This window comes from Neochlamydia sp. AcF65 (assembly GCF_018342435.1).
Taxonomy (GTDB): Bacteria; Chlamydiota; Chlamydiia; order Chlamydiales; family Parachlamydiaceae; genus Neochlamydia.
The window spans coordinates 37199-64005 of record NZ_JAEMUE010000056.1 but is presented as its reverse complement, the minus strand read 5'-3'; the positions used below and the strand labels follow the sequence as shown (position 1 = coordinate 64005).

At 36.9% G+C, this 26807-nt stretch carries 23 protein-coding genes; 9 read left to right on the top strand and 14 right to left on the bottom strand.

The genetic code is table 11. The annotated features are described in order from the left end of the window. Positions 1-844: 844 nt before the first annotated feature. Complete coding sequence (lysS, locus tag NEOC65_RS06950; protein ID WP_213152528.1) at positions 845-2464, bottom strand: lysine--tRNA ligase; 1620 nt, start codon at positions 2462-2464, stop codon at positions 845-847. A gap of 583 nt (positions 2465-3047) precedes the next feature. Further along, positions 3048-4538: a 30S ribosomal protein S12 methylthiotransferase RimO gene (rimO, locus tag NEOC65_RS06945; protein WP_249299104.1), complete on the bottom strand. Its 1491-nt coding sequence runs from the start codon at positions 4536-4538 to the stop codon at positions 3048-3050. A gap of 374 nt (positions 4539-4912) precedes the next feature. On the opposite strand from rimO, the gene NEOC65_RS06940 reads away from it, so the two are divergent. Beyond that, on the top strand, positions 4913-6454 hold the full coding sequence (locus tag NEOC65_RS06940; RefSeq protein WP_213156116.1) for a hypothetical protein: 1542 nt from the start codon (positions 4913-4915) through the stop codon (positions 6452-6454). A gap of 89 nt (positions 6455-6543) precedes the next feature. Here the strand turns inward: NEOC65_RS06940 and priA are convergent, their stop codons facing one another. From priA to NEOC65_RS06925, 3 genes are read right to left on the bottom strand one after another with little or no spacing between them, the layout of a single operon-like run. Then, complete coding sequence (priA, locus tag NEOC65_RS06935; RefSeq protein WP_213156115.1) at positions 6544-8772, bottom strand: primosomal protein N'; 2229 nt, start codon at positions 8770-8772, stop codon at positions 6544-6546. Positions 8773-8778: 6 nt separating this feature from the next. Continuing rightward, positions 8779-9564: a hypothetical protein gene (locus NEOC65_RS06930; protein ID WP_213156114.1), complete on the bottom strand. Its 786-nt coding sequence runs from the start codon at positions 9562-9564 to the stop codon at positions 8779-8781. A gap of 1 nt (position 9565) precedes the next feature. After that, positions 9566-10246, bottom strand: coding sequence for a hypothetical protein (locus NEOC65_RS06925; protein ID WP_166155699.1), 681 nt, complete (start codon positions 10244-10246; stop codon positions 9566-9568). A 122-nt stretch (positions 10247-10368) separates the two neighbouring features. On the opposite strand from NEOC65_RS06925, the gene NEOC65_RS06920 reads away from it, so the two are divergent. From NEOC65_RS06920 to NEOC65_RS06905, 4 genes are all read left to right on the top strand, one after another. After that, positions 10369-10908 carry a FliO/MopB family protein gene (locus tag NEOC65_RS06920; RefSeq protein ID WP_166155702.1) on the top strand — a complete coding sequence of 180 codons (540 nt, stop codon included), beginning with the start codon at positions 10369-10371 and terminating at the stop codon, positions 10906-10908. 461 nt (positions 10909-11369) lie between these two features. Then, a complete protein-coding gene (locus tag NEOC65_RS06915; protein WP_213156113.1) occupies positions 11370-11840 on the top strand; it encodes a YbjN domain-containing protein in 471 nt (156 codons plus the stop codon). 281 nt (positions 11841-12121) lie between these two features. Then, complete coding sequence (locus tag NEOC65_RS06910) at positions 12122-12814, top strand: putative quorum-sensing-regulated virulence factor (RefSeq protein WP_213152534.1); 693 nt, start codon at positions 12122-12124, stop codon at positions 12812-12814. Between the two features lie 14 nt (positions 12815-12828). Further along, positions 12829-13650 (top strand): SDR family oxidoreductase, encoded by an 822-nt coding sequence (locus NEOC65_RS06905; protein ID WP_213156112.1) that lies wholly within the window; start codon positions 12829-12831, stop codon positions 13648-13650. 104 nt (positions 13651-13754) lie between these two features. On the opposite strand, the gene NEOC65_RS06900 is transcribed toward NEOC65_RS06905, so the two are convergent. After that, positions 13755-15683, bottom strand: coding sequence for a hypothetical protein (locus NEOC65_RS06900; protein ID WP_213156111.1), 1929 nt, complete (start codon positions 15681-15683; stop codon positions 13755-13757). A 727-nt stretch (positions 15684-16410) separates the two neighbouring features. Between NEOC65_RS06900 and NEOC65_RS06895 the strand changes: the two genes are divergently transcribed. After that, positions 16411-16578: a hypothetical protein gene (locus NEOC65_RS06895; protein WP_213156110.1), complete on the top strand. Its 168-nt coding sequence runs from the start codon at positions 16411-16413 to the stop codon at positions 16576-16578. A 45-nt stretch (positions 16579-16623) separates the two neighbouring features. On the opposite strand, the gene queC is transcribed toward NEOC65_RS06895, so the two are convergent. The 6 genes from queC to tyrS all read right to left on the bottom strand — a co-directional run bounded on the left by queC (position 16624) and on the right by tyrS (position 23665). Further along, on the bottom strand, positions 16624-17313 hold the full coding sequence (queC, locus tag NEOC65_RS06890; protein WP_166155726.1) for a 7-cyano-7-deazaguanine synthase QueC: 690 nt from the start codon (positions 17311-17313) through the stop codon (positions 16624-16626). A gap of 7 nt (positions 17314-17320) precedes the next feature. After that, positions 17321-19240 (bottom strand): ABC transporter transmembrane domain-containing protein, encoded by a 1920-nt coding sequence (locus tag NEOC65_RS06885; RefSeq protein ID WP_166155729.1) that lies wholly within the window; start codon positions 19238-19240, stop codon positions 17321-17323. 189 nt (positions 19241-19429) lie between these two features. Further along, a complete protein-coding gene (locus NEOC65_RS06880; protein WP_166155732.1) occupies positions 19430-20389 on the bottom strand; it encodes an acetyl-CoA carboxylase carboxyltransferase subunit alpha in 960 nt (319 codons plus the stop codon). Positions 20390-20465: 76 nt separating this feature from the next. Beyond that, the gene (locus tag NEOC65_RS06875; RefSeq protein ID WP_213156109.1) at positions 20466-21551 is read right to left on the bottom strand and encodes a L,D-transpeptidase; all 1086 of its coding nucleotides are present in this window, start codon (positions 21549-21551) and stop codon (positions 20466-20468) included. Positions 21552-21840: 289 nt separating this feature from the next. Further along, entirely contained in the window at positions 21841-22158 is a 318-nt protein-coding gene (locus NEOC65_RS06870; RefSeq protein ID WP_197725083.1) for an HU family DNA-binding protein, read from the bottom strand. A gap of 232 nt (positions 22159-22390) precedes the next feature. Further along, positions 22391-23665 carry a tyrosine--tRNA ligase gene (gene tyrS / locus NEOC65_RS06865; protein ID WP_166155738.1) on the bottom strand — a complete coding sequence of 425 codons (1275 nt, stop codon included), beginning with the start codon at positions 23663-23665 and terminating at the stop codon, positions 22391-22393. A 105-nt stretch (positions 23666-23770) separates the two neighbouring features. On the opposite strand from tyrS, the gene NEOC65_RS06860 reads away from it, so the two are divergent. Further along, the gene (locus NEOC65_RS06860) at positions 23771-23983 is read left to right on the top strand and encodes a hypothetical protein (protein ID WP_213156108.1); all 213 of its coding nucleotides are present in this window, start codon (positions 23771-23773) and stop codon (positions 23981-23983) included. A 271-nt stretch (positions 23984-24254) separates the two neighbouring features. Here the strand turns inward: NEOC65_RS06860 and NEOC65_RS06855 are convergent, their stop codons facing one another. Beyond that, on the bottom strand, positions 24255-25010 hold the full coding sequence (locus NEOC65_RS06855; RefSeq protein WP_166155744.1) for a Nif3-like dinuclear metal center hexameric protein: 756 nt from the start codon (positions 25008-25010) through the stop codon (positions 24255-24257). Between the two features lie 41 nt (positions 25011-25051). Here NEOC65_RS06855 and rpiA point away from each other — a divergent pair, with 41 nt between their 5' ends. Together rpiA and NEOC65_RS06845 are read left to right on the top strand one after the other, a co-directional pair. Next, positions 25052-25759: a ribose 5-phosphate isomerase A gene (rpiA, locus tag NEOC65_RS06850; RefSeq protein ID WP_166155747.1), complete on the top strand. Its 708-nt coding sequence runs from the start codon at positions 25052-25054 to the stop codon at positions 25757-25759. Positions 25760-25983: 224 nt separating this feature from the next. Continuing rightward, a complete protein-coding gene (locus NEOC65_RS06845) occupies positions 25984-26400 on the top strand; it encodes a bifunctional nuclease family protein (RefSeq protein WP_166155750.1) in 417 nt (138 codons plus the stop codon). 12 nt (positions 26401-26412) lie between these two features. Here the strand turns inward: NEOC65_RS06845 and NEOC65_RS06840 are convergent, their stop codons facing one another. Beyond that, on the bottom strand, positions 26413-26706 hold the full coding sequence (locus NEOC65_RS06840) for an HPr family phosphocarrier protein (RefSeq protein ID WP_166155753.1): 294 nt from the start codon (positions 26704-26706) through the stop codon (positions 26413-26415). Between the last annotated feature and the right edge of the window lie 101 nt (positions 26707-26807).

The following is a 26807-nucleotide window of genomic DNA, read 5'->3' as shown; positions in this document are numbered from 1 at the left end:
TTTTCAAAGCCACCCTAGGAAGATCAGGAAGGATCCGCGGCTGCAAATTATACCCCTCAGGATTATAAGAGAGGGATAAAGAAAATCTAACGAACCTATGGCACAAAGGCTTCCTGGAGGAAATGAACAAGCTCTCCAACAATTTGTCAATCCGAGTCATATGAGATTATGCAGTACTGCAAAAATAATTGGCAGATCAATAATTGTCTTTCATCGGGAGATAAGGATATCCTTGGTAATTCTACCTAGGTGTCCAAAATATGAAGGCATTCTCCGGTTTTAGCATCCTAAAGTTGAACGTTGTGGGTGGTGGAGATTGCAATCCATTGGCTGCTTAGAGAGAAATACGTCTGGAAGATACTTTAGGGTCCTTCAAAGCTTTTTAGACATTCACCTGTTTGGGTATCCCAAAGGCGGACGCCTTGGCTGTTAGTGGTAACTATCCGCTTGCTATCTGGTGAAATTGGCGTCCCACAAGCGAGTAGCTTGGTCGCCACTGATTTAAGCTTTTAAATGAGTTTTCGCTGTCTCGTCAAGAAAATATTTATTTTTCTAAAATTATAGCAAAGTTTATTATTTGCTTGATTAACATGCATTTTCAGAGGCTTAAAGAAGGGAAATTTTTACTTTTCTTAATCAAACATTGTGCTGGCTTTAAGGGGAATAGGCAAGGGGAGGTCGGTTTAGAAGGTAGGACTTCTTCTTCCTTTACTTACAAATAGGGAGGCAGAGGTTTAGTAGGCAGAAGTGTAAACAAATATTTAGAGGAATATTAATATTCTAATGAATTACGAGAAGTGAGGCTACAATCTATTAAGTAGCTCACTTCTAAAAAGCAAAGAAATTATTCTTGTGGTTTCATCCAAGGGAAAAATAACACATCTCTTATAGAATGAGAGTGGGTCATCAACATAACAAGCCGATCTATGCCAATGCCTACACCCCCTGTAGGAGGCATTCCTTGGCAAATAGCTTCAATGAATTCTTCATCTAAAGGAGAAGCTTCTTCATCACCAGCCTCACGACGCTGGGACTGCTGTTCAAGCAAGCTTCTTTGTAACTCTGGATCATTAAGTTCGCTGTAAGCATTGCAGATCTCTTGCCCCAGCACAAAACTTTCAAAACGTTCCACCATACCATTTGCCCGTTCTGCAGCCTCACGATGTAATTTACATAAGGGGGTGGTTTCAATAGGGTGGTCGATGATGTGATGGGGCTGGATCAGATGAGGTTCAACATGTACAGCAAATAGCGCGGCGATAAGTAAACCTTTAGACATATTAGCAAGTTTTTTTGGATCTACGTGTCCACTCTCAAGTAGCATGCTCCTCATTTCCTTCTCTGAGAGCTTTTCAACATCTATGTGGGCATAATGAGAAAGACTTTCTTTCATTTTCATTCTTGGCCAGGGGGCTTTAAAATCAATGGTTATCTGTTCTTTTGAATCTGGTAGAGTAGCTACAACTTTTGTTGTTCCATGCAATTCTATAGCTAGCTTTTCAAATAGGTTCTCAACGAGGCTCATCATATCTTTATAGTCCCAATAAGCCGCATAAGCTTCTAGTAAAGTAAATTCAGGGTTGTGATTGCGATCGATCCCTTCATTGCGGAAAACCTTTCCTATTTCAAATACACGATCCATTCCCCCAATGATCAGTTTCTTAAGAGGGATTTCCAATGAGATGCGTAAAAACATCTCCTGCTCTAGGGCATTTAAAGTAGTAGTAAAGGGACGCGCTTCTGCCCCACCATATATACTTTGCAATACAGGGGTTTCAACTTCCATAAATTTATGACTTTCAAGATAGTTGCGAATAAAACGTAAAATCTTGCTGCGTATGCGAAAGGTTTCTTGCACTTCCATGTTGCTGATCAAATCCAGCCACCGTTTGCGATAGCGAAGCTCTTTGTCGGCAAGCCCTGCATATTTATCAGCTAAGGGTAAAAGTGTTTTACAAAGTAAAGTTGCTTTATGGACAAAGATAGTCAATTCACCTTTATTCGTATGGAAAAGAAATCCTTCAATGCCGAGGATATCACCCAAATCTATTTTTTTCTCAATAAGTTTATAGGCAGAAAGATGTTCAGCGCCATCTTCACTTAGTTCAGGATGATAGCCGGACAATTCAGTAAGGTCTCGATTAAACATGACTTGCAGACGTCCAGTTTCGTCTTGAATATGGGCAAAGGCATTTTTTCCCATTGCACGAAAAAGTACCAATCTTCCTGCTATACGCACAGAAGGTGTCTTAGCTGCCATGGCATCTTCACTATGTCCAATATTTGCATGCTGATATTGTTCAATAACAGCCTGAGTTGAGTGAGTTGGTGCATAATGATGAGGGTAGGGATCGATTCCAAGGCTTCTTAGCTCAGCGAGCTTACGCGAACGATTTTTAAACTCTTCGTGATGCTGATAAGCTGGAAGAGAAGAGGTTGTTATGTTATCTTGAGTAGGATTCATATTTTTTCAACGTTAGTTTATATTTTTATTGCTTAGTTATAAAAAAAGAAAGCTTGGCTTTTTATTTCATGGCTTTTTCTTTAAAGAGGGACTCGTGCATTTGGGACTGACAAGTAGGCAATATATCTATTACCCAATTAAAGATAAAGAGGCGAGTAAGATAAGCTGGTTTAAGTGTCTTTGCAGGCTGTAAGGGTTAATTATTGAACGCTTTTTTCTTCTCTTGCACTTTAGCTTTATTCATTCGCTTGCTTAAATAGTTTTTTGCTACAATTTTGTATTTATCTGGCAGTGAATGCATAGCTTTAGGCTTTGAAAGAATCTTAAGAGATTTCCCTTTAGCTTAACGATAGCAAGGTTATTTTCTTGCTATCGGCTCTAACACCTATAATAATAGGTCAGACCAGCTTTAGCTGAATAAGGAAAAGTCTTAATCACTTTTCCTAGGATTGTTTAAAGCTTTTCCTAATCATGCTTGCTTAATCTTTATCTTTTAAGTTCTTTTTAATCGACTGTCTTATCGTACTTGACACCGGCTAAAATTTATAATGCTAGCCTTAATAGCTTAATAGCTTGTAAATACCTATAGTACGCTTCCTATTAGATCATAGCCGGCAACTTCCGTGATCTCAACTAAATATAATTCTCCAAATGCTTTAACTTTGCGGCTATCATTGATAATAATTTGGCCATCAATTTCAGGACATTGACCATAGAAGCGACCCACCATTAACAAATTGGTTTCGGGATGATACCCTTCGACGATGACCTTCAACTTTTTTCCCACATACTTGCTATTAGCTTTTTTTAGTACTTTTTGCTGAATTTTCATTAATTTACGATAACGTCTTTCTTTTACCTCTTCCTCTATCTGATTAGGTAGATCAAAAGAGTAAGATCCTGGTTCGCGGGAATATTTGAAAATCCCAATATTATCGAGAGGATAATCTTGGATAAACTGAGCTAGCTCTTCAAATTGGTCTGCTGTTTCTCCCGGAAAGCCTACAATTAAGCTTGTACGGATGACGATATGAGGGATTTCATTACGCAGCTTGGTAATCGTTTTAATAATGTCTTCTTTTGAAGTTGCGCGGTGCATAGATTTTAACACCACATTATTGATATGCTGGATTGGCATGTCTAAATAAGGGCAAATGCGAGCATCACTTTTGATAAGAGCAATCAATTCATCGGTGATTTCATCGGGATAAAGGTAAAGTAAACGTAGCCAGAACTTTTTATCTATGGCTAGCATGGATTGTAATAAGTCGATTAAGGCTGCTTGATTTCTCGAACCCATATCTTTGCCATAATCTCCAAGATCTTGGGCAATAAGAATAATCTCATGCACCCCTTCATTAAGCAAAAAATTAAACTCTTTTAAAATCTGCTCTTTGCTTTTACTCTTGAGAGGTCCTTTGATGGTAGGAATGACACAATAAGCACAACGCTTTCGGCAGCCCTCCGCAATTTTAAGATAAGCGTAATGTTTAGGAGTGGATAATTGGCGAGGAATCTCCCCATTCTCCAAAAAACTGCGTCCCTTGGAGACAAGTTTACCTTTTTGAGTAGCCTGGACAGCTTGCAATATACCTTGTACGTCCCCTGATCCTAGAAGATAATCGATCCCTGGGAATTGTTTTTCCATTTCCTCGTGATGAGTTTGTACCATGCAACCTGTGACCACTAGCTTGGCACTTTTTTTGCGCTGTTGTAAGGTATGCTTAACTGTATCCATGGATTCTTTACGAGAAGCTTCCAAAAAGCCGCAAGTATTGATGACCAAATAATCTGCTTGGGATAATTCCTGGGTAACTTCATAGCCTGCTTTCAACAAAATACCTAGCATTACTTCACTATCGACCAAATTACGAGGACATCCAAGGCTGATAAAATGAATTTTATTTCCATCGTAGTCAAAATGAAAAGTTCCTTCCTGAGAGGCTAAATTATCAAATTTATCATTAGCTAAGAGGCTGTCAGGGGAAGAAGGGGTTGCACAACATGCTGCTGCATCGGAACAACACGATTTAAGAGCTAATGGTTTTTTGTCTTTGGGGATCATAGGTAGCATGAATAAAATTCTCCAGGAATAAATAAGGTTATAAAAACTATAAAGGTTAATTGAATATATTTAAATCCAAATTTGATACATGTAAAAATTATCTTTAAAATGATAGAGGATTAGGTAAGCTAAATAATAAGCCGAAGCCTTATTTATTTATTCCCTCAATTGAAACTAAAGATTGCTTTTTTAATTTATTTTCTATTATATTGCGACTAAGCACTTACTAGGATCAGATCGCTCTATCTGCCTTAATTATAAACATTTAATCTGCAAACTTCTATTTACCTGACATAAAAAAATGGGGCGTTTGATGGCAATACGAATGGATAAGCCACTTAAAATAGGCTATCTGGCTTATTTTATCCGGGAGTAAAATTTTTATGGATATATTTACTGTAGCCACCGCAGAAGATCATTACTCGATTAGCCGCCTTCATTTCACTCCTTTAAGCAGTAAGACGCATCGACTTAGTCAAAAGTTAATGAATTTTTATCTAGAGTCTCGCAGCATAAATCTTATTGCTTTAGGATCAATTACTTGTAGTGTGGCAACTAGCCTTTTAGCTTTAGCTGAAACTGTAGCCGCTTTGGCCTATACTATTTTTCTTACCTCTTTAAATTTCTTATCATTTTGCCGCTCTGAACTGTTGCAAAATCATACCGTGCAGGCATGGGGATTTTGTATCCAGAGTTTTTTAATGATTCAAAGTCCTTGTTTACTAATTTCTCAACTTGATCATTTAGGCAAATATGATAGGATAAGGCATGAGCATTTCCAAAAAATTAAGAGTGCCCAGATAGCTCAATCACTAAGAGCAGCTTTTGATTTTATGAGTGATGATTTCAAAATGATCGAAGATTTTTTACCTTCCGAAGCTTATGGTTTTGCAGTAGCTGTAGAAGCTTTACCAGACTTAATCAATAAGACTAAGAAATATATGCCTATTCTCCGCGATGTCGCGCGAAATGAATTTGATCCTCAAAAGCTTGCTGATATAGATCGCTTTGAATTTATAGAATTTTTGGAAGACAAGAATGGACTTATAAACCCGCAGCAGCATTTAAAACTGCTGGCTAACATACCGGAAGATAAGAATGAGCAAAAAGAACTCTTAGAATTAATTACCCTACAGCTGTGCAAGCATCAGCAATATGCTTCATTTTTATTTGCTAATCCTATCTTTACACTAGAACAAATGCTAGAGCTAAATTTCCGCCTTCCTATTCGATTAAAAGAAGGAGAGAATTTTTTAAAACATAAAAATTTAAAAAAAACAAACTATAACCTTGCTTATCAAACGCAGTTCCAGGAAGAGACTAATGATGAAATCTATCAAATTTTTAATTTTAATGAGATCCCTTCACCTTCTATAGAGAAAAGCGAAGCAGCTTACGAAAAAAACCTGGAAGTATATATAAAACATTCTATTAAATATGTCCTGTCTTTTGAAAGATATATCAACATTTTTGGTGTCGAGCAGGAGGGTAGCTATTCTAAAAAAGAAATAGTTAAGGCCTGCATTCAAGATTTAGAGGCGGTTATTCAAATTAATTTACTAGCTATATTGCTAGAGTTGATAGCTTTACAAAAATATAGATATAAATGCCCTAGCCAAGAGCGCCAGCAAATAATTGAGCGGGCATTAATAGACTATGAGGCCATTAAAGATAATAATAAGGCCAAAAATTTATTAATACGCATGATTCTGCAAGATAAGGAATTTGAGATCGAGAAAGATTCATTTGTCGATAAGTGTACGGGTATTCAATATGAAATCGATAGTATCACTAGGCAGCAAGTACAAAAAGTTTTTCGCAACATTACAGTACTTGCTGATCATCTCCATTATAGAAAAGATTTAAATGAGATTACGTTAAAAGCCTTAGCAGAGGTGGAAGGTTGTGGGAAAACTCAAGCCTAAAGGGAATGTTTTTTATCATCCGAATGCCTAGCTCTTTTCTTCTAAAGAACGCTATTTCTAAAAACTTTTTTAATATAGCTACTAAGGTTTTAAAAGAATGTAGAGATAGGATTTACATCTACTCGCATTTTTACTGCCTGCAGAGAGGGATGGGTATGACGGAAATTTTCTAAGACCCGATTCAAAGCATAAACATTCGTGCAACAAATAAGAAATTGATAACGATAATGTCCTTTAACTTTCGCATATCCGGCAGGAATAATTTCATGCCATTTACAAATTTCATTTGAATGATCCATAAGCCATGAGCGGGTATAATGAGCATAATCAAAGGCCTTTTTTTGGTCAGGGCCAGAAAAGGTAATTTTAATTAGATTAGAAAAAGGAGGGTAGTTAAAAGCTTGCCTTGCATTTAGTTCTTCTTCAAAAAATTTTTCATAATCGTTAGCTGCCGCTAAACTAATCGTTGAATTATCGGGTAAGCTTGTTTGTAGAATCACTTCACCTGCTATTTGACCTCGTCCTGCTCGCCCAGAAACTTGTGTAATTAATTGGAAAACTGTCTCTGAAGCACGAAAATCGGGGAGATTAAGGGTAGAATCACAATTTAATATTCCTACAAGGGTAACGGAAGGAAAGTGAAGACCTTTAGCTATCATTTGGGTGCCGATCAATACGTCCGCTTTGCCACTGCTAAAAGTTTTTAAAAGCTTCTGATGGCTACCTTTATGCTTGGTAGTATCTGCATCCATGCGTACTGTACGAATGCCAGGGAATAAAGCATGTAAATTTTTTTCAATCAGTTCAGTCCCAACCCCTTTATATTTCATGGGGTGATCATGATGGCAATTAGGGCACTGCTTGGGAGGAGGGGTGAGTGTATAGCCACATAGATGGCAAGCTAAAGCGTTGTCACCTAAATGAAAAGTCATAGTGACATCGCAATGTTCACATTTGACTGCTTGCCGGCATTGTTGGCAGAGTAGGGTAGTATGGTAACCACGGCGGTTAAGAAATAAGATGGTTTGCTCGCCTTGTTCAAAGCGCTGCTTTATTCCCCCGATGAGCTTTTCTGAAAAATTTGTATATCCTTTAGCTTTTTCAAATTCTTTTGCCATGTCAACAATATGCATGCGAGGCATATTTGCTGTAGCAGCCCGTGTGGTAAGTTTGCTTAAAGTATATTTGCTAATCGAGGCATTATAGTAGCTTTCTAAGCTTGGCGTTGCACTCCCCAGAATGACTGTGCTATTACTCATTTTTCCTCGCATGACCGCTACATCGCGGGCATTGTAGCAAGGTTGTTCCTCAGATTGCTTATAGGATTGCTCATGTTCTTCATCTACGATAATAAGTCCTAAATTAGGAACTGGACTAAAGATGGCTGAGCGAGCTCCAATCACAATAGAGGATTCGCCCCGGCGAATTTTGTGCCATTCATCAAAGCGTTCTCCTTGGCTTAATTGATGATGAAGAATGGCAATTTTGTGATCAAAACGGCTGCGAAAGCGTTCGATAGTTTGGGCTGTTAAAGAGATTTCCGGAACTAACATGATTGTTCCTTTGTTCTGCATTAAAGCTTGCTCTATCGCCTGTAAATAAATTTCAGTTTTACCACTTCCTGTGACCCCGAAAATTAGGTGGGTTTCAAATTGATTTTTGCTAAGGCTGTGCTTTACTTTTTCAAAAGCTTGAGATTGTTCTGCATTAAGCTGTTTAGCTTTGGTCTTAAAATATTCTTCATCGATAAGGGGCGAACGATCAATCCGCACAATATCCATCTGTAAATAATTTTTATTAATAAGCGTATCTATAGAGCTACGAGAACATTTTGATATTTCCAGCAGTTCACTGAGTAAAATTCCTTTTTTTACTTGAAGCATTATATCAATGACTTCAGCTTGCGCGGGAAATCTTTTACGTATTTTTTCGCAATAAATTTTTAATTCCTCACGCGTTTTTTTACGTAGGACATAAAATTGCTGCTTATGCTGGATATCCTTGCGTACACTGGAAGGAAGCAAGATTTTGAAAACTTGGTGGAGAGGGGTGCAATAATATTTGGCTAGCCATAAAGCAAGTTCAAATAAAGGGGGAGTGATAAGCTCTCCGTCAGATAAAATTTTAGCTATGGGCTTTACGGAAGGAAAAGTGGCCTGGCTTTGTACCTTTAGGATATATCCTTTTTGAAATTGGCGGCGTAAGGGTACTTCAACACGTACACCTGGTTTAGCGTGCAAAGTAAACTCAGGGGGAATGCTATATTCCAAAGGCTTGTCAAGGGCACTATCGAGGATAACCGAGGCATATTGCGACATTCTAACCTACTTGGAAAGTTGCAAAGAAATAGAATTCCAGAGCTCGACTTTGCGGTGAGGCTCTTGAAGATATATATCTAAAGGGGCAAGCTCAATTATACAAGTTTTTTGGCTGGAGTCTAAGCAATTTTTCTCTATAATTTTTACAGCAACACCATAAACTATCTGAATAGCTTTACGTAGGTTAGCTAAGAATAAGACGTGGCGAGGCTCGGAAGATGCGTTTTTTAAAACTAATAATAGACAAGCTTGCGGGCCGTTTTTCCACATTTGTCTAACATTTTTCGCAGCTTCATCGTTTGGAATCTCCGTTAAAATCATTTGCTCGGGAAAGCGCTCGGCAAAAATTTTATGAAAATCTGAAAAATCTGAAGGGGGGAGAGCAGGTGCTAAAAATTCCAAATTAATAGCTTTAGGCACAAATCCTGCGCTGTCTGGCGAGGAGGAAGAAAGAGCTTGCTCGCTTGCCAAGTTGCTTTTACTATTGGCAGATAACACTTCAAGCGTATCTTTTGGATGTTTTTCATGGGTAACTACTGTAGAAGCATGGGTAACTACTGTAGAAGAGAGAGGAGCTGCAACTACAGATGAATCTTCCACCTTAGATGCTTCCGAAAATTGAGGCGGTAATACCTTTTTAATGGTTTGAGGTAAGCAAGAAGCTGCAAATAGGCGATAATCCATATAGCTAGAGCGGCTAACTTCTAAGAATGTCTTCGAAGGAAATTCTTGGATAAGGTAGCTTTGCATTTGCGCTATTAGGGATAAATATTCACTTTTTAAAGACGCCATTTTATTTTTTTTGTTGAAGTTCTTTCGCAGCTTCTAAAACTTGAGGCAGAAGATGATAATAGCCTCGCTTACTGTACTGTTTAATTATATATTTTTCTGCTGTTTTTAACCCTTGTGGAAACATTTTTGCAAAAACTCTTTTCACAAACGGTGCTTTGTAGACTTCATCCACAATTTGATGATTCTCTAATAGAAAAAACAGTATGGTTTCATCATCTTCAAATTGCAAGAATAATTTAGCAATTAAGCGTCCTATCTTATTAAAAATAGTTTGAATTTTTGGAATAAAGGGAGATACCAGTTCAGATAAGGGAGAGGCTGGTGATAAAGGCTTGTTTTCAACAATTTTCCAAACTTGATAGCAGAGTGAATAAGCTTTTTGGGCATGTAAATTTAATGTTTGCGCGGGATGCTTTTTGTCCTCATCATTAAGGTTAAAAGTTTGGCAACTACTTTGCAGCTGCTGGAGTAGGCCTTTATCCGCATAGCCAAAAAAGGAGGGAAAAAGATTTTTATCCTGATAGCCTAGTAGCCTAATGAGTGCTATGTTAGCGGCCTCATAGTTGTTGTTCTGAACTGCCATCTCAAAGCCTTTAAATGCTTGACAAGCTGCTAGGTATTCACTAACCATGAATTGAAATACAAGGCTATTGTTGTTTTGAAGGTGATAAGGGGATCGCATACCTGACTTGCTCTTTAAAGATCTGAGCTTATCAAAAAACTCACAAAAGGCAATAAGAAAATGCGCAAAAATATATTGAAATGCTAGAATTGCGCTTATTAATTTCTAACCCATCAGATCTTATGAAAAAAAATTTTCTTTGTTTTGTCATTGTTTGCATGACCTACATGCTTTGTAAGCAAGGGTATAGTGAGCAAGCTCTTGATCATCAAAAACCTCTCACCCACTTTTCTCCTGCCCTTGAAGAAGGTCTCTCGGAAGGTTTTCAAGCTCCTACTCATTCTACCCATCCTACTTCAAAAATTGAATTTCCTCCACAAATGGACGATAATGAAGGAGCTCGATTTTTTCATGAGCTTGTCAATATGTTAACCACGTTGGGATTAATTGTGGCAGTAGTTTTAATAGCTTCCTGGATCGTTAAAAAGCTGCTCAGAGGGAAAATTCATCAATTGAACGCTAGCAGTTTAATTAAAGTAATCGACTATCGCTCGTTAAGCCCGAAAACAGCCATTTATCTTTTAAAAATAAAAGGAAAAGAAATTATCTTAGCTGAATCTGTTAATGGAGTTACCCATGTAGGGGGATTTGAAAGTAATGAATTGGAGGAAAGTCTACCTTTATCATTTAAAGAGAAGATAGAGAGCAAAAATATTTTATGATGAGTCACACAAGCTTTAGCTTAATTTGTTTCCTTGGAAAAAGACCAAAAAACAAGAAATAAAAACTTACTTTTTTAATTTCAACTACTTTACTGTGTCTTGATGTTATTGAAAACTTATTTTCTCCTACTCTAACCATTAAGTTTATATTTTACTGCCGAGAAAGAGGTTTACACAAAAGGCAGAGGTAAAATGCAAAAAATAAGGCTTTCGATTTCCTAAATATTAGCGAATAGGATAGTATTGTTGAATTTACAAATGCCTGAAGAAGGGGAGATATGCAAAACAGACAAATTTTTATTTTCTCAATGTTCTATCTAATTTGTACTTGCTTTCTTTGTGCTTGTTATCGCTTGCCAAGAGAAGATGAATACTCTGTTGTTCCTTCTACTAATAATCCTGAGATTATTAGAGAAAAGCAACCAAATAATTTTACGCCCAATGTAGGTTTTTAAAAGTTTATGATTCCCCTCACTATTGATAGTCTTTACGAATACCTAATTAATAAATCTGTAGATGTAAAACATCAGCCAGAGACCAAGCAAATATATACTCTTTTTAAAGTGCAAAATGAAGCTTTTCCTCTTTTTATCGGCTTATTAAATGATGAGGAACTTCTTCAATTATTCGCTCCTATTCCTATCGCTCTTGAGGGTCAAACGATTAGTGAAGTTGCACGTGTTTTACATTTATTCAATAAAGAAATCGATGTTCCTGGTTTCGGTTTAGATGAACGAGCTAAAATCGTTTTTTACCGGACCATCTTACCGGCTAGCGATAAAAAGGTAGCAGGGGAAATCCTTAGTAATTATATTCATACTATTCCTCTTTTGATAGAAACATTCTTTCCTATAATCGCCGCTGTGGTCGCTGGTAAAGCTCGCTTTATAGATGTAGTCAAACAAGGGGAAGCTGCTAAAATAAGAAAATAAAAAATGTATAAAAGTATTTAAAGGTGGATATAAGTACTTGTTCTCAACCGAAGTAAACTCTTAGCTTCAACTGCTCTAATCTTTTTATTTAAGTGGTGCTAAGCTCGGTATTTTTTTAAAAAGAGCCGAAGGCTCTATTTTCCTTCTCTTAAAACATGTTAAGCTAATTACCATGATCAGTTGATATAATATCTTTAAATTTTTCAAAATGGAAAGTAGTTAAGAAAAATACAGAAAGATTTTAAGGTAAAATAATAACGTTAAAAGGATACTGCCTCATTATGCCAAGACGTGCTATTTTTTATGACACTGAAACGACAGGTATTAAAGCTGATAGGGATCGTATTATCGAGATTGCAGCTTTTGATCCTGTAAATAATATTTCTTTTGAGAAGCTGATTAATCCAGGATGCCCTATTCCTGCTGAAGCTACTGCAGTTCACAATATTACGGATGAGATGGTTGCCGAATGCGCCAGCTTTGCACAGGTGGGGCAAGAGTTTATAGACTTTTGTGAAGGCGATGTCGTTTTGATTGCCCATAATAATGATGCTTTTGATCTTCATTTTCTTCGTCAAGAGTTTGGGCGTCATCAAATTCAAATGCCCGCATGGTCATTTCTAGATTCTTTAAAATGGGCAAGACGTTATCGTCCCGATCTTCCTAAACATACTTTACAATTTTTAAGAGAAATTTATCAAATAGAAGCAAACAAAGCCCACCGAGCCCTTGATGATGTTATTGTCTTGCATCAAGTCTTCTCTTTAATGACGGATGATTTAGATATGGAAACCATCTTTAAATTAATCAATAAACCTCGCGAACTTCATCATATGCCTTTCGGTAAGCATCAAGGGGTTCCATTGAAAGATGTACCGCGTGATTATATTAAATGGCTTGCTAGCTCAGGAGCTTTTGATAAAGCCGAAAATACAGAATTAAAAAATTGCTTTGAAAAACTTGGCTACCTTTAACCATTTGTATATGTATGAAGATTTGTATCATAGGATGTGGCTATGTAGGAAGATCGGCAGCTATAAAATGGAAAAAGGAGGGACATGAGATTACCGTAACCACACGCTGCTTAAAAAAAGCGTCGGAATTAAGAAAGTGGATAGATCATGTTTATATTTTGGATGGGGATTGGCAAAAATTGCTAGAAAAACAAGATGTTGTTATCTTGGCTGTAGCTCCTGATAGCCCTGCAGATTATAAGTTAACTTATCTATGTACAGCTGAGAAGTTAGTGAAGGCTCTTAAAAATACGCATGTCTCTCATGTGATCTATACAGGCAGCTCTTCGGTTTATGGTGAGCAAGGAGGGTTATGGGTAGATGAAGAGACTAAACCTCAACCTACTCAAACAAATAGCAAAATTTTGTTGTCTACCGAAGAAATACTATTTCAAGCCACTACTTCCTACCGCCAAATATGTGTATTCCGTTTAGGAGAGATTTATGGGCCAGGACGTTCAATCGTAGAGCGCGTTAAACGTCTGTTAGGCACTGCTTGCGCAGGTACAGGGGATAATTTTACTAATCTTATCTATCTTGATGAGATTGTTTCCGCTATGGCTTATGCCAAGCAAAATAAGCTAGCAGGAATCTATAACCTTTGCGATGATTTTCATATTCCTCGTAAAGAGCTGTATAAGAAGATTAGTAAATTCTATGGCTGGCCTGATATACAATGGAATCCTTCATTGCAAAGTTCTTTCCATGGGAATAAAAGAGTTTCTAATAGAAAGATAAAGGCGGCAGGCTGGCAAATCAACAAGGAAAATAGTGGTTTGCGCAGCATTCTTCTTTAAAAGTGTGTTTTTGCGCTTAGCGATAAATGAGGAGAAAGGAGAGAAAGCCAAACAAAAGTAAGGAGGCGTTTTTAGAGCTGAAAGTAAGCGTATTAAAATTCTTATTAATCAATGATATCAGCGTCTACCATTTTCTGAATAAGTTCTTTAACTTCTTTTTCTGTATAAATACCATTAGCACATTTTTGTCCTACTATTTTCATCCCTCTTAATAAAGCTTGTTCGAAGTTGTGGACGTTGTAATAACGATTAAATTTTTTATCTTTGAAAATCTTTTGATGCTTAGGCCCTTCAGGCTTGTTCCAAACTTTATCTATCTTTATTCCATGATCTTTAGCATATTCCCTGGCTTGTAAATCTTCAAAGATTTCAACAAGCTTTTCAATATTTTTTTCCTTACTGAGATGTGGATTAATTTTCATTATTTCTGCCAGCGGTTCTTTCCCTATGCATTCGCTTTGTGATTCCGAGGCTACCCAATTATCGCACAGATATGTATAGCGAGCTTCTAAGCAATAATTATAGGGTGAAAATGCTTGGTTGAAGAATTCCTTTAAACGATCATTAGCCTTGGCTTTTTGATAAGTGGTGAAAAATAGTTTTGCAGAAGTTTTAATTAAAAACTTTATGGTCTCTTTAGACTGTTCGGTATGTAAGTAGACGCCTGTTAGATCGTAGATATAGGTTCCAGAATCATAAGAAGAATGTTTAAGATAATAATCCCACAGCTGGAAGCGTTTAGAGTAGATCTTGAAGAATCCGTGAATGGTTTGTTTGATATGATCATAAGCTCTTAGGTTGCCGGTATCATGAATGTGATCGAGGTCTTTTAGCATTTCTAGATAGAGGGCATTGAGCTTATTTGATACCAGGATCTTTTCCTGGGGAGGGGGAGCAATTGCTGTAGGTTTATTATTAGCAATTATAGGTAAAAAATTAAGAGGTTTAGCAATCGGATTAAAGAAGTTAATATGATTAAAATTAGGCCTGTTTAAAAGAGGTTTAAGAGGAATATTGGGGTTTACTTGCCCTTCCCAAATATTTAATAAGCCGGCTAAATATTTTTCCAATTTTATCATTTTTTCGTAAGTCATTTTCTTTTTTATATTATTCTTGCCATATTTTTTGCCTATAAACTGTTCTCTCCTTAAATAATCGTTAAATTTTGCGCGGCTGGCAAAATCCACGTAAAAATTATTTTCCTTACGATTGCTTGTGGTATACATTTCCACTTCTTTAATAAACTTTTCAAATGTTTTCCATATAAGCTCCTCTTTTCCCCTTAATTTTTTTTCTTTCTTCGCTTTAAAAGCATGAAGACGGTTCAATTTTGTTTGAAAATTTTTATCTTTTTCGTTAAATGCTTTTTTAAAGAAAAGATCAGTTATTCCCTTCCGGTGAGCATAACAATATTTTTTATAAAGAATCTGGGGAGCCTTTGAGATGGCTTCAATTGTCTTAGCATTGAGAGGTTGTTTTTCAAGCTTAAGGCCCGTTTTATCATAGATCAAACGGCGTATTGTATGTGGGGGTTCTCCTTGCAAAAATATCTTATTAATAGGGGAAAAACAGGCAGATAGTAAGCAAAAAGATTCGATGCTTTTTAAAATTTTATAAGTTTGCAATTCATTTTCATTAGCGTCTAATTCAGCTTTTATGTGGATAAACTTCTCTAACAAATTGGGTTCAATTTTCATATAGGTATAAAAAGTGTCTTCCAGTGTGTTTTCTAATCTACTAAGACTTATTCTCAGATGACACAGATTAGCAATCTTTTTTAAAAGGATGTAAAACCACCTACATAAAGGATGCATGGTATCACAAGGCTTAGTAGGAAGAGCATCTAAACGTTTAAGTAAATATTTAAGCTGATGGCTTTGTTGAAGGGTAAGTGTGCCTTTCGTAGGGTTTTGCAAGGTAGCACAACATATTAAAAGTAGCTTGCGTTCTTGCTGAGTTAAGCTTTTTTTTTGATTATGATCGCAATAGTTTCTTGCTTTATAAACAGCTCTGTAAGCTTCATTAATTTTCATTGTTTACTCCCTTTTTTAAGGGTAATTGTTCTCTTAATTTAAATAAATATTAATAAATTTTAGGAGAGCATCTCTGTAAACTTAGGATTACAAAATAGATGGCAAAATTTTTATCGCCTATTTATTTATAAACTAATTATTTTAATAAATTTAAAAGTTTATAAAATTTATTCAAAAAATTGAACCTTTTTTTTTATGATTTTAAGGGGGACAATAGATAAAAGCTATATATAAATGCGAGGAATAATAAAATAAGTTCCAAAAAGCCTACCCATGCAGATTACCTCCCCAAACATCCTTTAACCTATGCAAAATTTGGCTATCTAACAAGTTTAAACCTAATCAAGAGAAGTTTCAGATTTTAAGAGTTTAATTAAAAATGCGCTTTTTTTGAACTTAGCTGGAGTCATTTAAAAGCATGGTAAATAGGTGTGTCCAATAGAGGAAGAATAGGATTGTTAATTTAAAAACATCTAGAAGCTAACGAGGATTATAAGGGTATTTGATAAGCAAGGTAAACAATAATCCTATTAAAGAGTGCAAATTTCGCCCTTTTTTGCTTTCCCTTCTATTTTCTCAAGCTGCTTGCTGCCCCATCCAAAAAGCATGCTGCCGAATAAAAGTCAGTATGGCCGTATTTAAATTAATACGGCCATACTTCTTGAAAAATGGCCGTATTTAATTTAACATCCTTTTAAGTTACGAAAACAGGGCAAAGTTAAAGACAATGAAAAACACTCAAGATAAAAAGCTGGCCCTACTCCAGCAGTTAAGCCAAGAGGTAGAACCTATTAGCTTACCTCTTTTGCTTGAAAAACTAGGCAGCGGTTATGCCGAGCGAAGTGTACGAAGATGGTTGAGTGAAGCTGAAGTAAAGCACAAAGTCCCTGATTGAGGTTAAGCAGCCTCCTTTCATTAAAATTTTTTAATTGGCTGTGATTTAAGATTTAACATTTAATAAAACACTCGGATTAGCTTCTTTAAACTCTTGCAGGCCTTGATTACGGAGCCTACAAGCAGGACATTGTTGGCAGCCTGCTTTGGAAATCCCTTCATAGCAGGTAATCGTGGTATTTAAGAGGTATTCAAGAATACCTAATCGATAAGCTATTTCCAAGGTTTCCTTTTTAGTCATAGATACTAAAGGAGTTAAAATTTTAAAGTGCGGATTGGCTAGGTCTATACGCAAAATTTTCTGCTTAAGGTCAAAATATTCTCGAGAACAATCTCGATAGCCTGAATAGTTACCTTCCACGCCGATCACCCCTAAATAGATAGAGGAAGCTCCAAGATAATCCGCATAAATGGCTCCCAGGCGTGCCATTAATCCATTTCGGCCTACTACTAACGTATTGGGAGTAGTTGGCGGATCTTTTTCGATGGCTATCGCTTGGTTAATTAGCGCATTGGCGGTAATTTGACTTAAGCAGCTTAAGTTAAGAGTGGCATGCTCGACATTCCAATCTTTGCAAATTTTTTCGGCTTGTATAATTTCAGAAGCATGCCGTTGGCCGTAGCAAAAAGAGAGGCTAGTCACTGCGTCTTTTCCAAGCTCTTGTATGGCAAGCGCTAAACAGATAGAAGAATCCATACCCCCTGAATGAATAACAACTGCCTTCTTTTTTCTCATTTCCCCCTTAGGATGTTTGGTTGGCATGATACATATGCTCCCACATTTTTTTAAAGCCAGGGCAATTTTGTAGCAATTCCTCTTTAGTACCTTCGGCTAGTTTTTCTCCTTTTTCTAGATAGATAATCTTATCAGCGTCTTCAATGGTAGAGAGACGATGAGCAATAATGATTTGAGTGACTTGCCCTCGTAGTTGATGAATTGCATTTTTAATATGTATTTCACTAATAGCATCTAAAGCGGAGGTGGCCTCGTCCATAATAAGGATAGGAGCATTTTTAGCTAAAGCCCGCGCTATAGCTAGGCGTTGTTGCTGGCCGCCTGATAAATTTTTTCCTGTTTCAGCTAATTCTGTGTCATACCCATTAGGTAATTGAAGGATAAATTCTTCAGCGTAAGCTTTTTTAGCGGCATTTTCAATTTGCTGGATAGATAAGTTTTTTCCATAAGAAATATTTTCAGCTACTGTATCAAGGAAAAGAAAGGGTTTTTGAGGAACGAAAGCAATCTGTTCTCTTAGGGATTTCTGAGTAAAAGTTGTGATTGGCTTATTGTTAATACGTATTGTTCCTTGCTGAATGTTATACAAACGAGGAAGAAGATGAACAATAGTAGATTTACCTGCTCCGGTAGGCCCTACAATGGCTACTGTGGTGCCTTTTTCTACTTTGAAACTTAATCCTTTTAAAACCCAATCCTGATCATAGCGAAACCACACATTGTCAAATTCAATAGAATCTTCAAATGTAGCCATCGTTTCTGCCCCATCGACATCCCGGATGCAGGGAACTAGCTCTAGCACTTCGCACATCCGTTCAGCAGCGGCGATTCCGCGTTGAATATGGCTGTTTTCTTCAGCAAATTTTTTAATGGGCTCATAAAATATATATAACAAGCCACAATAAAATAGCACTTCAGGTATGCTCATATGGAGCACATACAAACCATACATAAGAGCAGTCGCTAAGAAAAACATTCCGATGGTATGGATAATTGGGCGAGAAGCAAGATCATAACATGCACTTTTTTTTTCAAGTGCAGCCATTTTTTGATTTTGATCTTTGTATTTTTTTAAGGAAAATTCCTCCATTCCAAACAGCTTTACAGTTTGAATACCAGCTAGAAAATCAATTATAACGGAAGCAAAGCGTTCTTGATTTTGTTGGATTTGCCTTGAAATGCGTTTAACACGTTTGGCTAGAAAAATAATAGGAAATACAATCAGAGGAAAGCCAATGAATATAATCAAAGATAGTTTCCAGGAGGTGAGAAAGCACATAAAGAGGGTAGTTAATACAGTAAAAGGCGTTTGAAGGTAGTTAACAAGGCAAGCATTGATAGCTTCAGCGATGGTTGAGGAATCACTCACTACACGTGCGGACAAGCTGCCAATATGATGATCATGGTAAAATTTTAATGGTAGAGTTTGAATATGTTCAAAATATTGCTGGCGCAATTTACTACTAACCCGAATAGCTAAGACTCGTGTCGAGAAGCGATGAGCAAACAGTGTAAGGGCTTTAAAAAAAGCAACAAATACTAAAAATAAAGCAAGGCTAGATAGATTTTCTTTAATAGGCAATATACGATTGATGCGGCGGGTAGCTTCTTCCAGAAGATTTTTATTTTTAAGCTTAGCCATAAAATGGTCGATCTCAGCAGAGGTAATATAGCCTTTATGATTGCTATCTAGCTGAGCGAAGCGTTGATGCAGCTCTACCGCGCTTATTTTATCAACTTTTTGCAAAGAACCCTCTTTTAAGGGAGCAAAAAGCTCAAATACGTCTGGCCCTTTCTTAGTGATTATTCCTAAAGCTAATATTTCTAATTGCGAGGCCACCGTGAGTAATAACATAGCTAATATAATAAATACTATGAGGGTAGCATGCACATATTTATCAAAAGAAATTTTAAAAATTTTTATCATGTTAATATTAAACCTAAAATCCAAGTTGTTATATTAGGGCTACATGCGATATAAAGTGAAAAACGAGAAGAGATTAAAGGTTATAAATTAAGGAGTCTTTTCTTATTGTTAAATAATGAGCCCATAAAAATAATTCTCTTTCTTTCCTATGATTCTATCTTTTTATCAGAGGTGTAGGTTGAGGCTAGTTTAGCTGTTAGCATGGCTAGTGAACTGGCCCATTTTGCGAAATTTAAGATAACGCTGTTCAAGCAAAATGTCTTTGGGAATGTGACGAAGTGTTTGCCATTGCTCTAGAATGAATTGCTGCATATTCATATAAGCTTTTTGCGGATCGTGATGCGCTCCTCCTAAAGGCTCATTGATGATGGCATCAATAATATTTAAAGGCAGCATATCTTCAGCATTCAATTTAAGAATGCTAGCAGCTTCTGTATTTTTCTTGGCATCTTTCCATAAAATGGAAGCACACGCTTCTGGAGAAATTACCGAATAATAAGCATGTTCCATCATGCCTACTACGTCGCCTACTCCCATGCCTAATGCGCCTCCTGAACAACCTTCGCCTATGATAGTGACAATGATAGGCGTATTTATACGTGCCATGGTGCGTATATTTAAAGCGATTGCCCATCCTTGTCCTCTTTCCTCCGCCTCTAAGCCAGCATAAGCGCCAGGTGTATCTAAAAATGTTACGATAGGAAGGTTAAATTTCTCAGCTAGTTGCATAAGCCTTAAGGCTTTTCTAAAGCCCTCAGGGTTTAACATCCCAAAGTTTCTGCGGACTCTACTTTCCGTATCGCAGCCTTTTTCCTGGCCCATCACCATACATTTCATGGGGCCGATTTTAGCTAATCCCCCTATAATCGAGGGATCATCTCCGTAGGTGCGGTCTCCACAAAGTTCATAAAAATTCTGACAAATATTTTTAATATAGTCGCTAGATTGAGGGCGGGAAGGGTGGCGGCAGATCTGAACGCGCTGCCAGGGAGTTAGCTCGGAATATATTTTTTCTTTAAGCTTTTCTAGTTTCTGCTCAAGTTTTTTAATTTCTGTATTAAAGATTGGATTATCATTATTTTGCTTTTTAAGATGCTCTATAGTTTTAACATATTCTTGAATTTGTCTTTCGTGGGGTAAAATGTCCAAACAGTCGCTCCCTAGTTAAAGGATTTTTTTCAAATTTATTCGAACAAAGTATAGAAAAAAGAAACTTAATTTGACACTACTTGTTGGCAATCTCAATGATCGTTTCAATGCTATTTTCGGCCTTAAAAAAATCCTTTGTAAGTTCAAGAGTGGTAGGACGAGAAATAATGATAGAATAAAGTTCTTCTATATCTTCAGCAGCCATACGGATACAGCCATCGCTTTCATATTTACTTAGACTATTTGTATCTTCCATCAGTGTGCCATTTTTTACTAGCCATGGCATGCCATGGATGCCCAAGCCTTTAGCTGGTGCTGTTGTTCCGTGAAGTTCTTTTTCAAAAGGAATCCAGCGTGTCCCAAATATGCGTATCATTTCTACTTTGGCGCCTTGATGGATTCCCATTATCTTAGGGCTATAGACTGCTACTCGCGAACCTAAAGAATATATTCCGAGAGGAGTCAATAAACCGGAACGTGCGGAAGGATCCAAACGTCCTAATCCTACTTTATAGGTTTTCACTAATACTTTTTCCTTAGTATTTATATCATAATAGTAGAACCACATCTGGCAGCGCGATAAGTCAATCAAAAGATGGAAATGAATCATTTTGTGAGGGTGTAAAATGTTGAAGCGTGCACCTTCATTTACATCTTGCTTAAGATAATCAGGCTTTCCATTGAGACTACGAGCGATAAAATGACGCGAGGTTTTATAGTGATTTGCATAATCTGATAGCCAAGCAGGTCTGCCTTTTTGCCAATTGACGCGGCTCTTATAAGTGATGGTCTCTACAATAGGAAATTTTGGACTAGTGGTATTAAAAAATTCCATCACCCTGTTTTCTTCAGGAAGCTGGGCTTTAAATTCTAATACCTTTTCAGGAGAGTTAAACGGGTCATTAGAATCTTTATCAGAAAATTCTCCATCCTTAGCTTTTAGAGAGGGGGCTGGAAGAGGAGAGGATGATGTTTGAGAAAGAGAGGAAAGGGCAGAGCTGGAAAAAGAATCACTATTTATCTCAATTTCAATGGGAGGAGGAGAAGAGACGGGCTCACTAATAAAGTCTGAGTGAGGAGGCTTATTTTTGAATAAAGCTGCCACACCAATGATGCTAAATAAAATAATTGCCGAAATGATTAATAATTTGGGTAAGGTCATGATAATGACTGCCTTTGCTTAATTGTAGGTAGAGTATAATATAGCAAAGCGCAATTTGGCCACTAAAACTTCTTAAGGTAGCTAAAAAGATAAACTCTATATTCCAAAAGATTATTTCATCTGCTAGATAAAGCAATGAAAGTCTTAGGATTTTTATACACTGACAAAGAAGCTGGAAAACAGATGCTTAGCTATTTATATTCTAAAAGCTTACAATAAGTGGATAAGGACGGAATTAAGGATGTACAATCCTCTATTCCTTATCCTATATCCTTAAACGATTGGATGATTAGATAGAACGAGGCCGTTCAATTAGCTTACGCATTTTCTTACCGGGAGTAAACTTAACGGCATTGCGTGCAGGAATAACGATAGGTTCCTCAGCTTTTTTAGGATTACGACCAATTTTTTGTTTCCGTTCGACCACTTCAAAGACACCAAAATCACGGAATTCAAGGCGATCCCCATCCGAGAGGCATTCAGTCATTTTATCTAGAAAAGATTGTATGACATGGCGTACATCATTAGGATGAATCCCTTTGTCTTGCGAAATCGAATTGATCAATTTCTTTTTTGTCATAGTACTTTTCTTGGTCATAGTTGTCATAATTTTAGAACTCCTTAATTGAATATGCGATGAGTTTATGGGCTAATTTTTTGTATTTACTTTATTACTAGCAAGCTTTTTTATTTTTTCTAGCCTTGCTTTCTTGGAAAAATTGTAGAACGCAGCTAAAAATATTTAAACCTTATGATAATCAATCAACTTTTCGTTTCAAGAAGATTCTTTACTTTAGGAATTATATTTTTGGGAATAGGGCTATTAGTCTAGAAAAATGTTAATTTTCAATACTTATTAATATCTTATTCTTTTTACCAACGGCTAACAACAGCAGGCGATTTGCTATTAAATCATCAGGTCGTATAATGTAATGCTCATCTTCCACTTTATTGTTATTTAAATATATTCCTCCATTTCGAGCCAAGCGTCTTGCTTCACTTTTACTAGGCAGGAGTCCTACTTGGCATATCAGTTCAAGCAATTTAGCATTGACGACCGTATTATTTTTAAGGATACGGGACGGCATATTTTGCGCCATTAATTCAAGTGCTGGAGCATCCAAATTAGCTTTGGCTCCCGGAGCTGCTGCTTCGGTAACCCCTAAAGCTATTTTAAAGTTTTCCTCTCCATGCACGATACGCGTTACTTCTTTAGCTAGGCGTTTTTGAGCCGTATTGGGTACGTAATCGGGTTGCTGCATTTGCTCTTGATATTTTCTGATTTCATCCATATCCATAAAGGTCAGCATGCGCATCATTTTAATGACATCGGCATCAGAAACACGTACTAAATATTGATAAAACTCATAAGGAGAAAGCTTATCCGCTGAAAGCCATATAGCTCCCTTTTCAGATTTTCCAAATTTTTGTCCATCACTGCGGGTTAATAGAGGAAAGGTTAAACCATAAGAGGATTGACCAACTGCCTTTCGAATGAGCTCTGTTCCTGCTGTAATATTGCCCCATTGGTCACTTCCACCTATTTGAACTTTTACCCCATAATTCTGAAATAAATGAAGAAAATCATAGCCTTGCAAGACTTGATAGGCAAATTCTGTAAAGCTCATGCCTTCTTCGGAAGTCATACGTCCTTTAACAGAATCTTTAGAAAGCATAGGACCCATTCTAAAATACTTGCCAACCTGGCGCAAGAAACTTACAAGCGAAAAATTTTTGAACCAATCATAATTGTTTAAAAAAACCGTTGCATTAGGACGACCATGCGCCTCAAGGATTTTTTCAAAATTTTTATGAATGCCAATAAGGTTTTTTAGTAATGTCTCTTCATCTAAGATTTGCCGCTCAGAAATTTTACCTGAAGGATCGCCAATCATGCCTGTTGCCCCTCCTAATATAACGAAAGGAGTGTGCCCAAAACGTTGAAACCAGGCAAGCCCCATCATGCAGATCAGGTGGCCCAAATGCAAGCTATCGGCAGTAGGATCAAATCCACAATAAACTTTTGTAGGCTGTGCTAATATATCTTTCAGCTCATCACTTGTGCAAGCTTCAATAAAGCCACGTTCGGCTAGAGTTTCTATTAAGCTGGGCATGTAAGTCCTTAAAAAGGGTAAGAATGGATGCTATTTTGAATTTTAAGTATTTTTCTGTCAATGAACTAGATGAGTGTATGAAAAAATTTATTCTTGCATGGCAAGATGATTTATAATGAGCGCCATTTTTCTTACATCGCTACTCCCCATTATGTAAAGCTAAATAAATCAGGGGAAGGTGGGTTATTTAGCTTAAAAAGAGGATGGATAGCGAGCAAAGAGCTAGCCACTATTGATGAAAGGGTAGAGGAGAGATACCTACAAAGCAGATTAAGAAGAAAAGAGAGCAAGCTTAATAGAAATGATAAAAAAGCTTGAAATTCCCTATCATGCGCTTAAATAGCTGTAAAAAGAAATAAGTGATAAGAGAAAATAATTTCATTAGCTAGAAGCAAATTCAGGATCTCTTCCTCCTCTCATAACGGTGGTGGTAGCTACCTTAAACTCCATAAAAGGAGGCCTAATCTCAAAAAGCCATTAAAAAATTTAAAGAATAAAGATGAAAACAAATAGGATCTTTAAAGCAGGAAAAGGACGCTTGTAAATCTCACTAAGCAAAGACAAAATAATTTTACATAACCCGGTTTCCTTAAAATGGATTATATATGTCTAGAAACTTGCAATCAATCTGAAACTTTTCGTGTAAATGGGTAGCTAAAGCTCTAGGTCCAATTTTTTCAGTCGCAGAATGTCCCATAGCAAAGAAATTAATCTTTTCCTCATAGGCTTGGCTCCAGGCAGGTTCATCAAAATTGCCTGAGATAAAGCAATCTAATTTTTCATCCGCAGCGTAGGATAGGAATTTATAACCGCCTCCTGCTATTAGGCCTACAGTTTCAATTTCTTCTTTCCCTCCTAGAGCTAGATGAGCAACATGGTCATAATAATCTTCTAGCTTTTTTCGAAAATCTAGACGGCTCATTTTTTTCAAACGGCCCTTAACTCCTAAACATAGGCCGTTAGCTAAACCAAAGGGTTGAAGATTATCCCATCCCATTTCTGTGGCAGCTCTCCAATTATTGCCCCATTTACAATGGATGTCTAAGGGAAGGTGATAGGCGATTAGAGAAAGATTATGCTGGCATAGCAAAGCTATTTTATTTTTTTTTATTCCTCGGATTTGATAGCTATCCTGATTCCAAAATAGGCCATGGTGGACTAATAAAGCATCTGCTTTCCAGTGAACAGCAGCTTGAAGGGTTTCCAAATTTGCCGATACAGCGGTAGCTAATTTTAAAATTTCTTTTTTTCCTTCGACCTGTAAGCCATTTAAACCATAATCCTTGATGGAGCTAGGCTCTAAAAGTTTATCTAAGTAAACACAAAGTTCTTGTAATGTAATCATAGGCCTACTAATAATGCGAATAAACTTTAAAAGAGATTATAATGTCAGATAATAATTTTATCGGCCAGCAAATTGCGAAAAAATCGGCCGGCTTTGCGGCGGCAAATTTGGTAGAAAACGGAATGACAGTAGGATTAGGTACTGGTTCTACCACAGCTTTTTTCATTGAAAAGCTTGCTCAGCGATGTGAGGAGGGCCTTAAAATTCAAGCGGTGGCTACTTCCTCTCAATCTCAAAAGTTAGCATTAGAAAAAGGCATTCCTTTAATTGATATCAATACTCTTTTTTCTATCGATCTAACGGTGGATGGAGCTGATGAAATTGATGCTAACAAAACAATGATTAAAGGTGGGGGTGGCGCGCTACTAAGAGAAAAAATTGTGGCTAGCATGAGTAAGGAAATGGTTATTATTGTGGATCAAGCTAAACTTGTTAAAAAGCTTGGACAAGTTCCTTTGCCCGTTGAAATTGTTCCCTTCGCTTATCCGGCAACTATTTATCGCCTTGAACAGCTAGGTTATCAAGGTAAAATAAGGACGCATGATGAAAAAAAGCTGTATTGCACCGATAATGGAAATTATATTTACGATATTTATTTCAAAGAAAAGTTAGAAAAAGCTGAGCAAGTGCACCAACGACTGAGCGAAATTGTAGGTGTGGTAGAATCTGGCCTTTTCATTGGTCTAGCGGGAAGAATTATTGTGGGCTATAATGATGGAAAAGTGAAAATTTTTACGGAATTAAAATAATCGATATTTTAGGATTTTACCCTCTTTAGTGAAGATGAAGGCTTTTTGCATCGGTTGGCCATATGGGAGGAAGGGATAGCAAGCCTTTTTCCAGAAGAAAAGAAAGACAGATAAAAGAGAAAATCTTTAGAATACCAACTTAATAGATTTACAGCTTAAGGTTAATAACGGTTAGTTTTTAGATCAACGAGGGAATCTCCTCTTTTACTCAGGATTTATTATTTATGCTTTCTGAACTTATTCAACTTTCCTTTGATAAAATCATGCAAACTCGCTCTTATACGGTAGTAATCTTGAAAGGGCAGGGAAAAAAATTTGCTATCTATACTGATCCTGCTATTGGCCGTAATCTTCAAATTTTTTTAACAGGCGCGGAGAAAGCTAGACCCCTTACTCATGATCTTATTAGTTATATTTTCCGAGGGTATGAAATTAGAATTAAACAAGTCGTTATCAATGACATCCAGGATACCACATATTTTGCACGCCTATTTTTAGAACAAGATGCAGGGGTAAGACGCCATATTGTAGAAATTGATGCTAGGCCTAGCGATTGCATAACTCTTGCATTAATGAATAATGCTCCTGTTTTTTGCACACGCGAAGTTTTGGAAAAGACCTTGGCAATTGAGGAAGAATGAACGTTTAATCAATCAATATTTAATATTAAAATTGTTTTTAGCTAAAGCAATTAGGCTAGCAACAGCCTCTTGGGCATCTTCACCCTCGGCTTCTATTTGAATTTTAGAGCCTTTAGTAGCGGCCAGCATCAGAATACCTAGTAAAGACTTAGCATTCACATAACTTTTTTGGTAAATGAGATGGACTTCCGATCTAAAACTTGTAGCGCATTTGACAATTTCTGTTGAAGGCCGTGTATGCAAGCCTCGATCATTTTGCACGACAAAAATTCCTGTATATCTCTTATTATTCGTAAGTTTGGCCATATTCATTAACCTTGTTTTACAATTAGCTTGATTGTCATGCTATCACCTTAAGCTTTTCAAGCTGCCCTTAATTTAATTAAAAATATTCCTGCCTCCCAAAA

What these genes read in the sequence shown, in the direction of transcription:
- lysS (WP_213152528.1), bottom strand. Translation starts at nt 2,464, where the DNA reads ATGAATCCTACTCAAGATAACATAACAACCTCTTCTCTTCCAGCTTAT.
- rimO (WP_249299104.1), bottom strand. Translation starts at nt 4,538, where the DNA reads ATGCTACCTATGATCCCCAAAGACAAAAAACCATTAGCTCTTAAATCG.
- NEOC65_RS06940 (WP_213156116.1), top strand. Translation starts at nt 4,913, where the DNA reads ATGGATATATTTACTGTAGCCACCGCAGAAGATCATTACTCGATTAGC.
- priA (WP_213156115.1), bottom strand. Translation starts at nt 8,772, where the DNA reads ATGTCGCAATATGCCTCGGTTATCCTCGATAGTGCCCTTGACAAGCCT.
- NEOC65_RS06930 (WP_213156114.1), bottom strand. Translation starts at nt 9,564, where the DNA reads ATGGCGTCTTTAAAAAGTGAATATTTATCCCTAATAGCGCAAATGCAA.
- NEOC65_RS06925 (WP_166155699.1), bottom strand. Translation starts at nt 10,246, where the DNA reads ATGCGATCCCCTTATCACCTTCAAAACAACAATAGCCTTGTATTTCAA.
- NEOC65_RS06920 (WP_166155702.1), top strand. Translation starts at nt 10,369, where the DNA reads ATGAAAAAAAATTTTCTTTGTTTTGTCATTGTTTGCATGACCTACATG.
- NEOC65_RS06915 (WP_213156113.1), top strand. Translation starts at nt 11,370, where the DNA reads ATGATTCCCCTCACTATTGATAGTCTTTACGAATACCTAATTAATAAA.
- NEOC65_RS06910 (WP_213152534.1), top strand. Translation starts at nt 12,122, where the DNA reads ATGCCAAGACGTGCTATTTTTTATGACACTGAAACGACAGGTATTAAA.
- NEOC65_RS06905 (WP_213156112.1), top strand. Translation starts at nt 12,829, where the DNA reads ATGAAGATTTGTATCATAGGATGTGGCTATGTAGGAAGATCGGCAGCT.
- NEOC65_RS06900 (WP_213156111.1), bottom strand. Translation starts at nt 15,683, where the DNA reads ATGAAAATTAATGAAGCTTACAGAGCTGTTTATAAAGCAAGAAACTAT.
- NEOC65_RS06895 (WP_213156110.1), top strand. Translation starts at nt 16,411, where the DNA reads ATGAAAAACACTCAAGATAAAAAGCTGGCCCTACTCCAGCAGTTAAGC.
- queC (WP_166155726.1), bottom strand. Translation starts at nt 17,313, where the DNA reads ATGAGAAAAAAGAAGGCAGTTGTTATTCATTCAGGGGGTATGGATTCT.
- NEOC65_RS06885 (WP_166155729.1), bottom strand. Translation starts at nt 19,240, where the DNA reads ATGATAAAAATTTTTAAAATTTCTTTTGATAAATATGTGCATGCTACC.
- NEOC65_RS06875 (WP_213156109.1), bottom strand. Translation starts at nt 21,551, where the DNA reads ATGACCTTACCCAAATTATTAATCATTTCGGCAATTATTTTATTTAGC.
- NEOC65_RS06870 (WP_197725083.1), bottom strand. Translation starts at nt 22,158, where the DNA reads ATGACAACTATGACCAAGAAAAGTACTATGACAAAAAAGAAATTGATC.
- tyrS (WP_166155738.1), bottom strand. Translation starts at nt 23,665, where the DNA reads ATGCCCAGCTTAATAGAAACTCTAGCCGAACGTGGCTTTATTGAAGCT.
- NEOC65_RS06860 (WP_213156108.1), top strand. Translation starts at nt 23,771, where the DNA reads ATGATTTATAATGAGCGCCATTTTTCTTACATCGCTACTCCCCATTAT.
- NEOC65_RS06855 (WP_166155744.1), bottom strand. Translation starts at nt 25,010, where the DNA reads ATGATTACATTACAAGAACTTTGTGTTTACTTAGATAAACTTTTAGAG.
- rpiA (WP_166155747.1), top strand. Translation starts at nt 25,052, where the DNA reads ATGTCAGATAATAATTTTATCGGCCAGCAAATTGCGAAAAAATCGGCC.
- NEOC65_RS06845 (WP_166155750.1), top strand. Translation starts at nt 25,984, where the DNA reads ATGCTTTCTGAACTTATTCAACTTTCCTTTGATAAAATCATGCAAACT.
- NEOC65_RS06840 (WP_166155753.1), bottom strand. Translation starts at nt 26,706, where the DNA reads ATGGCCAAACTTACGAATAATAAGAGATATACAGGAATTTTTGTCGTG.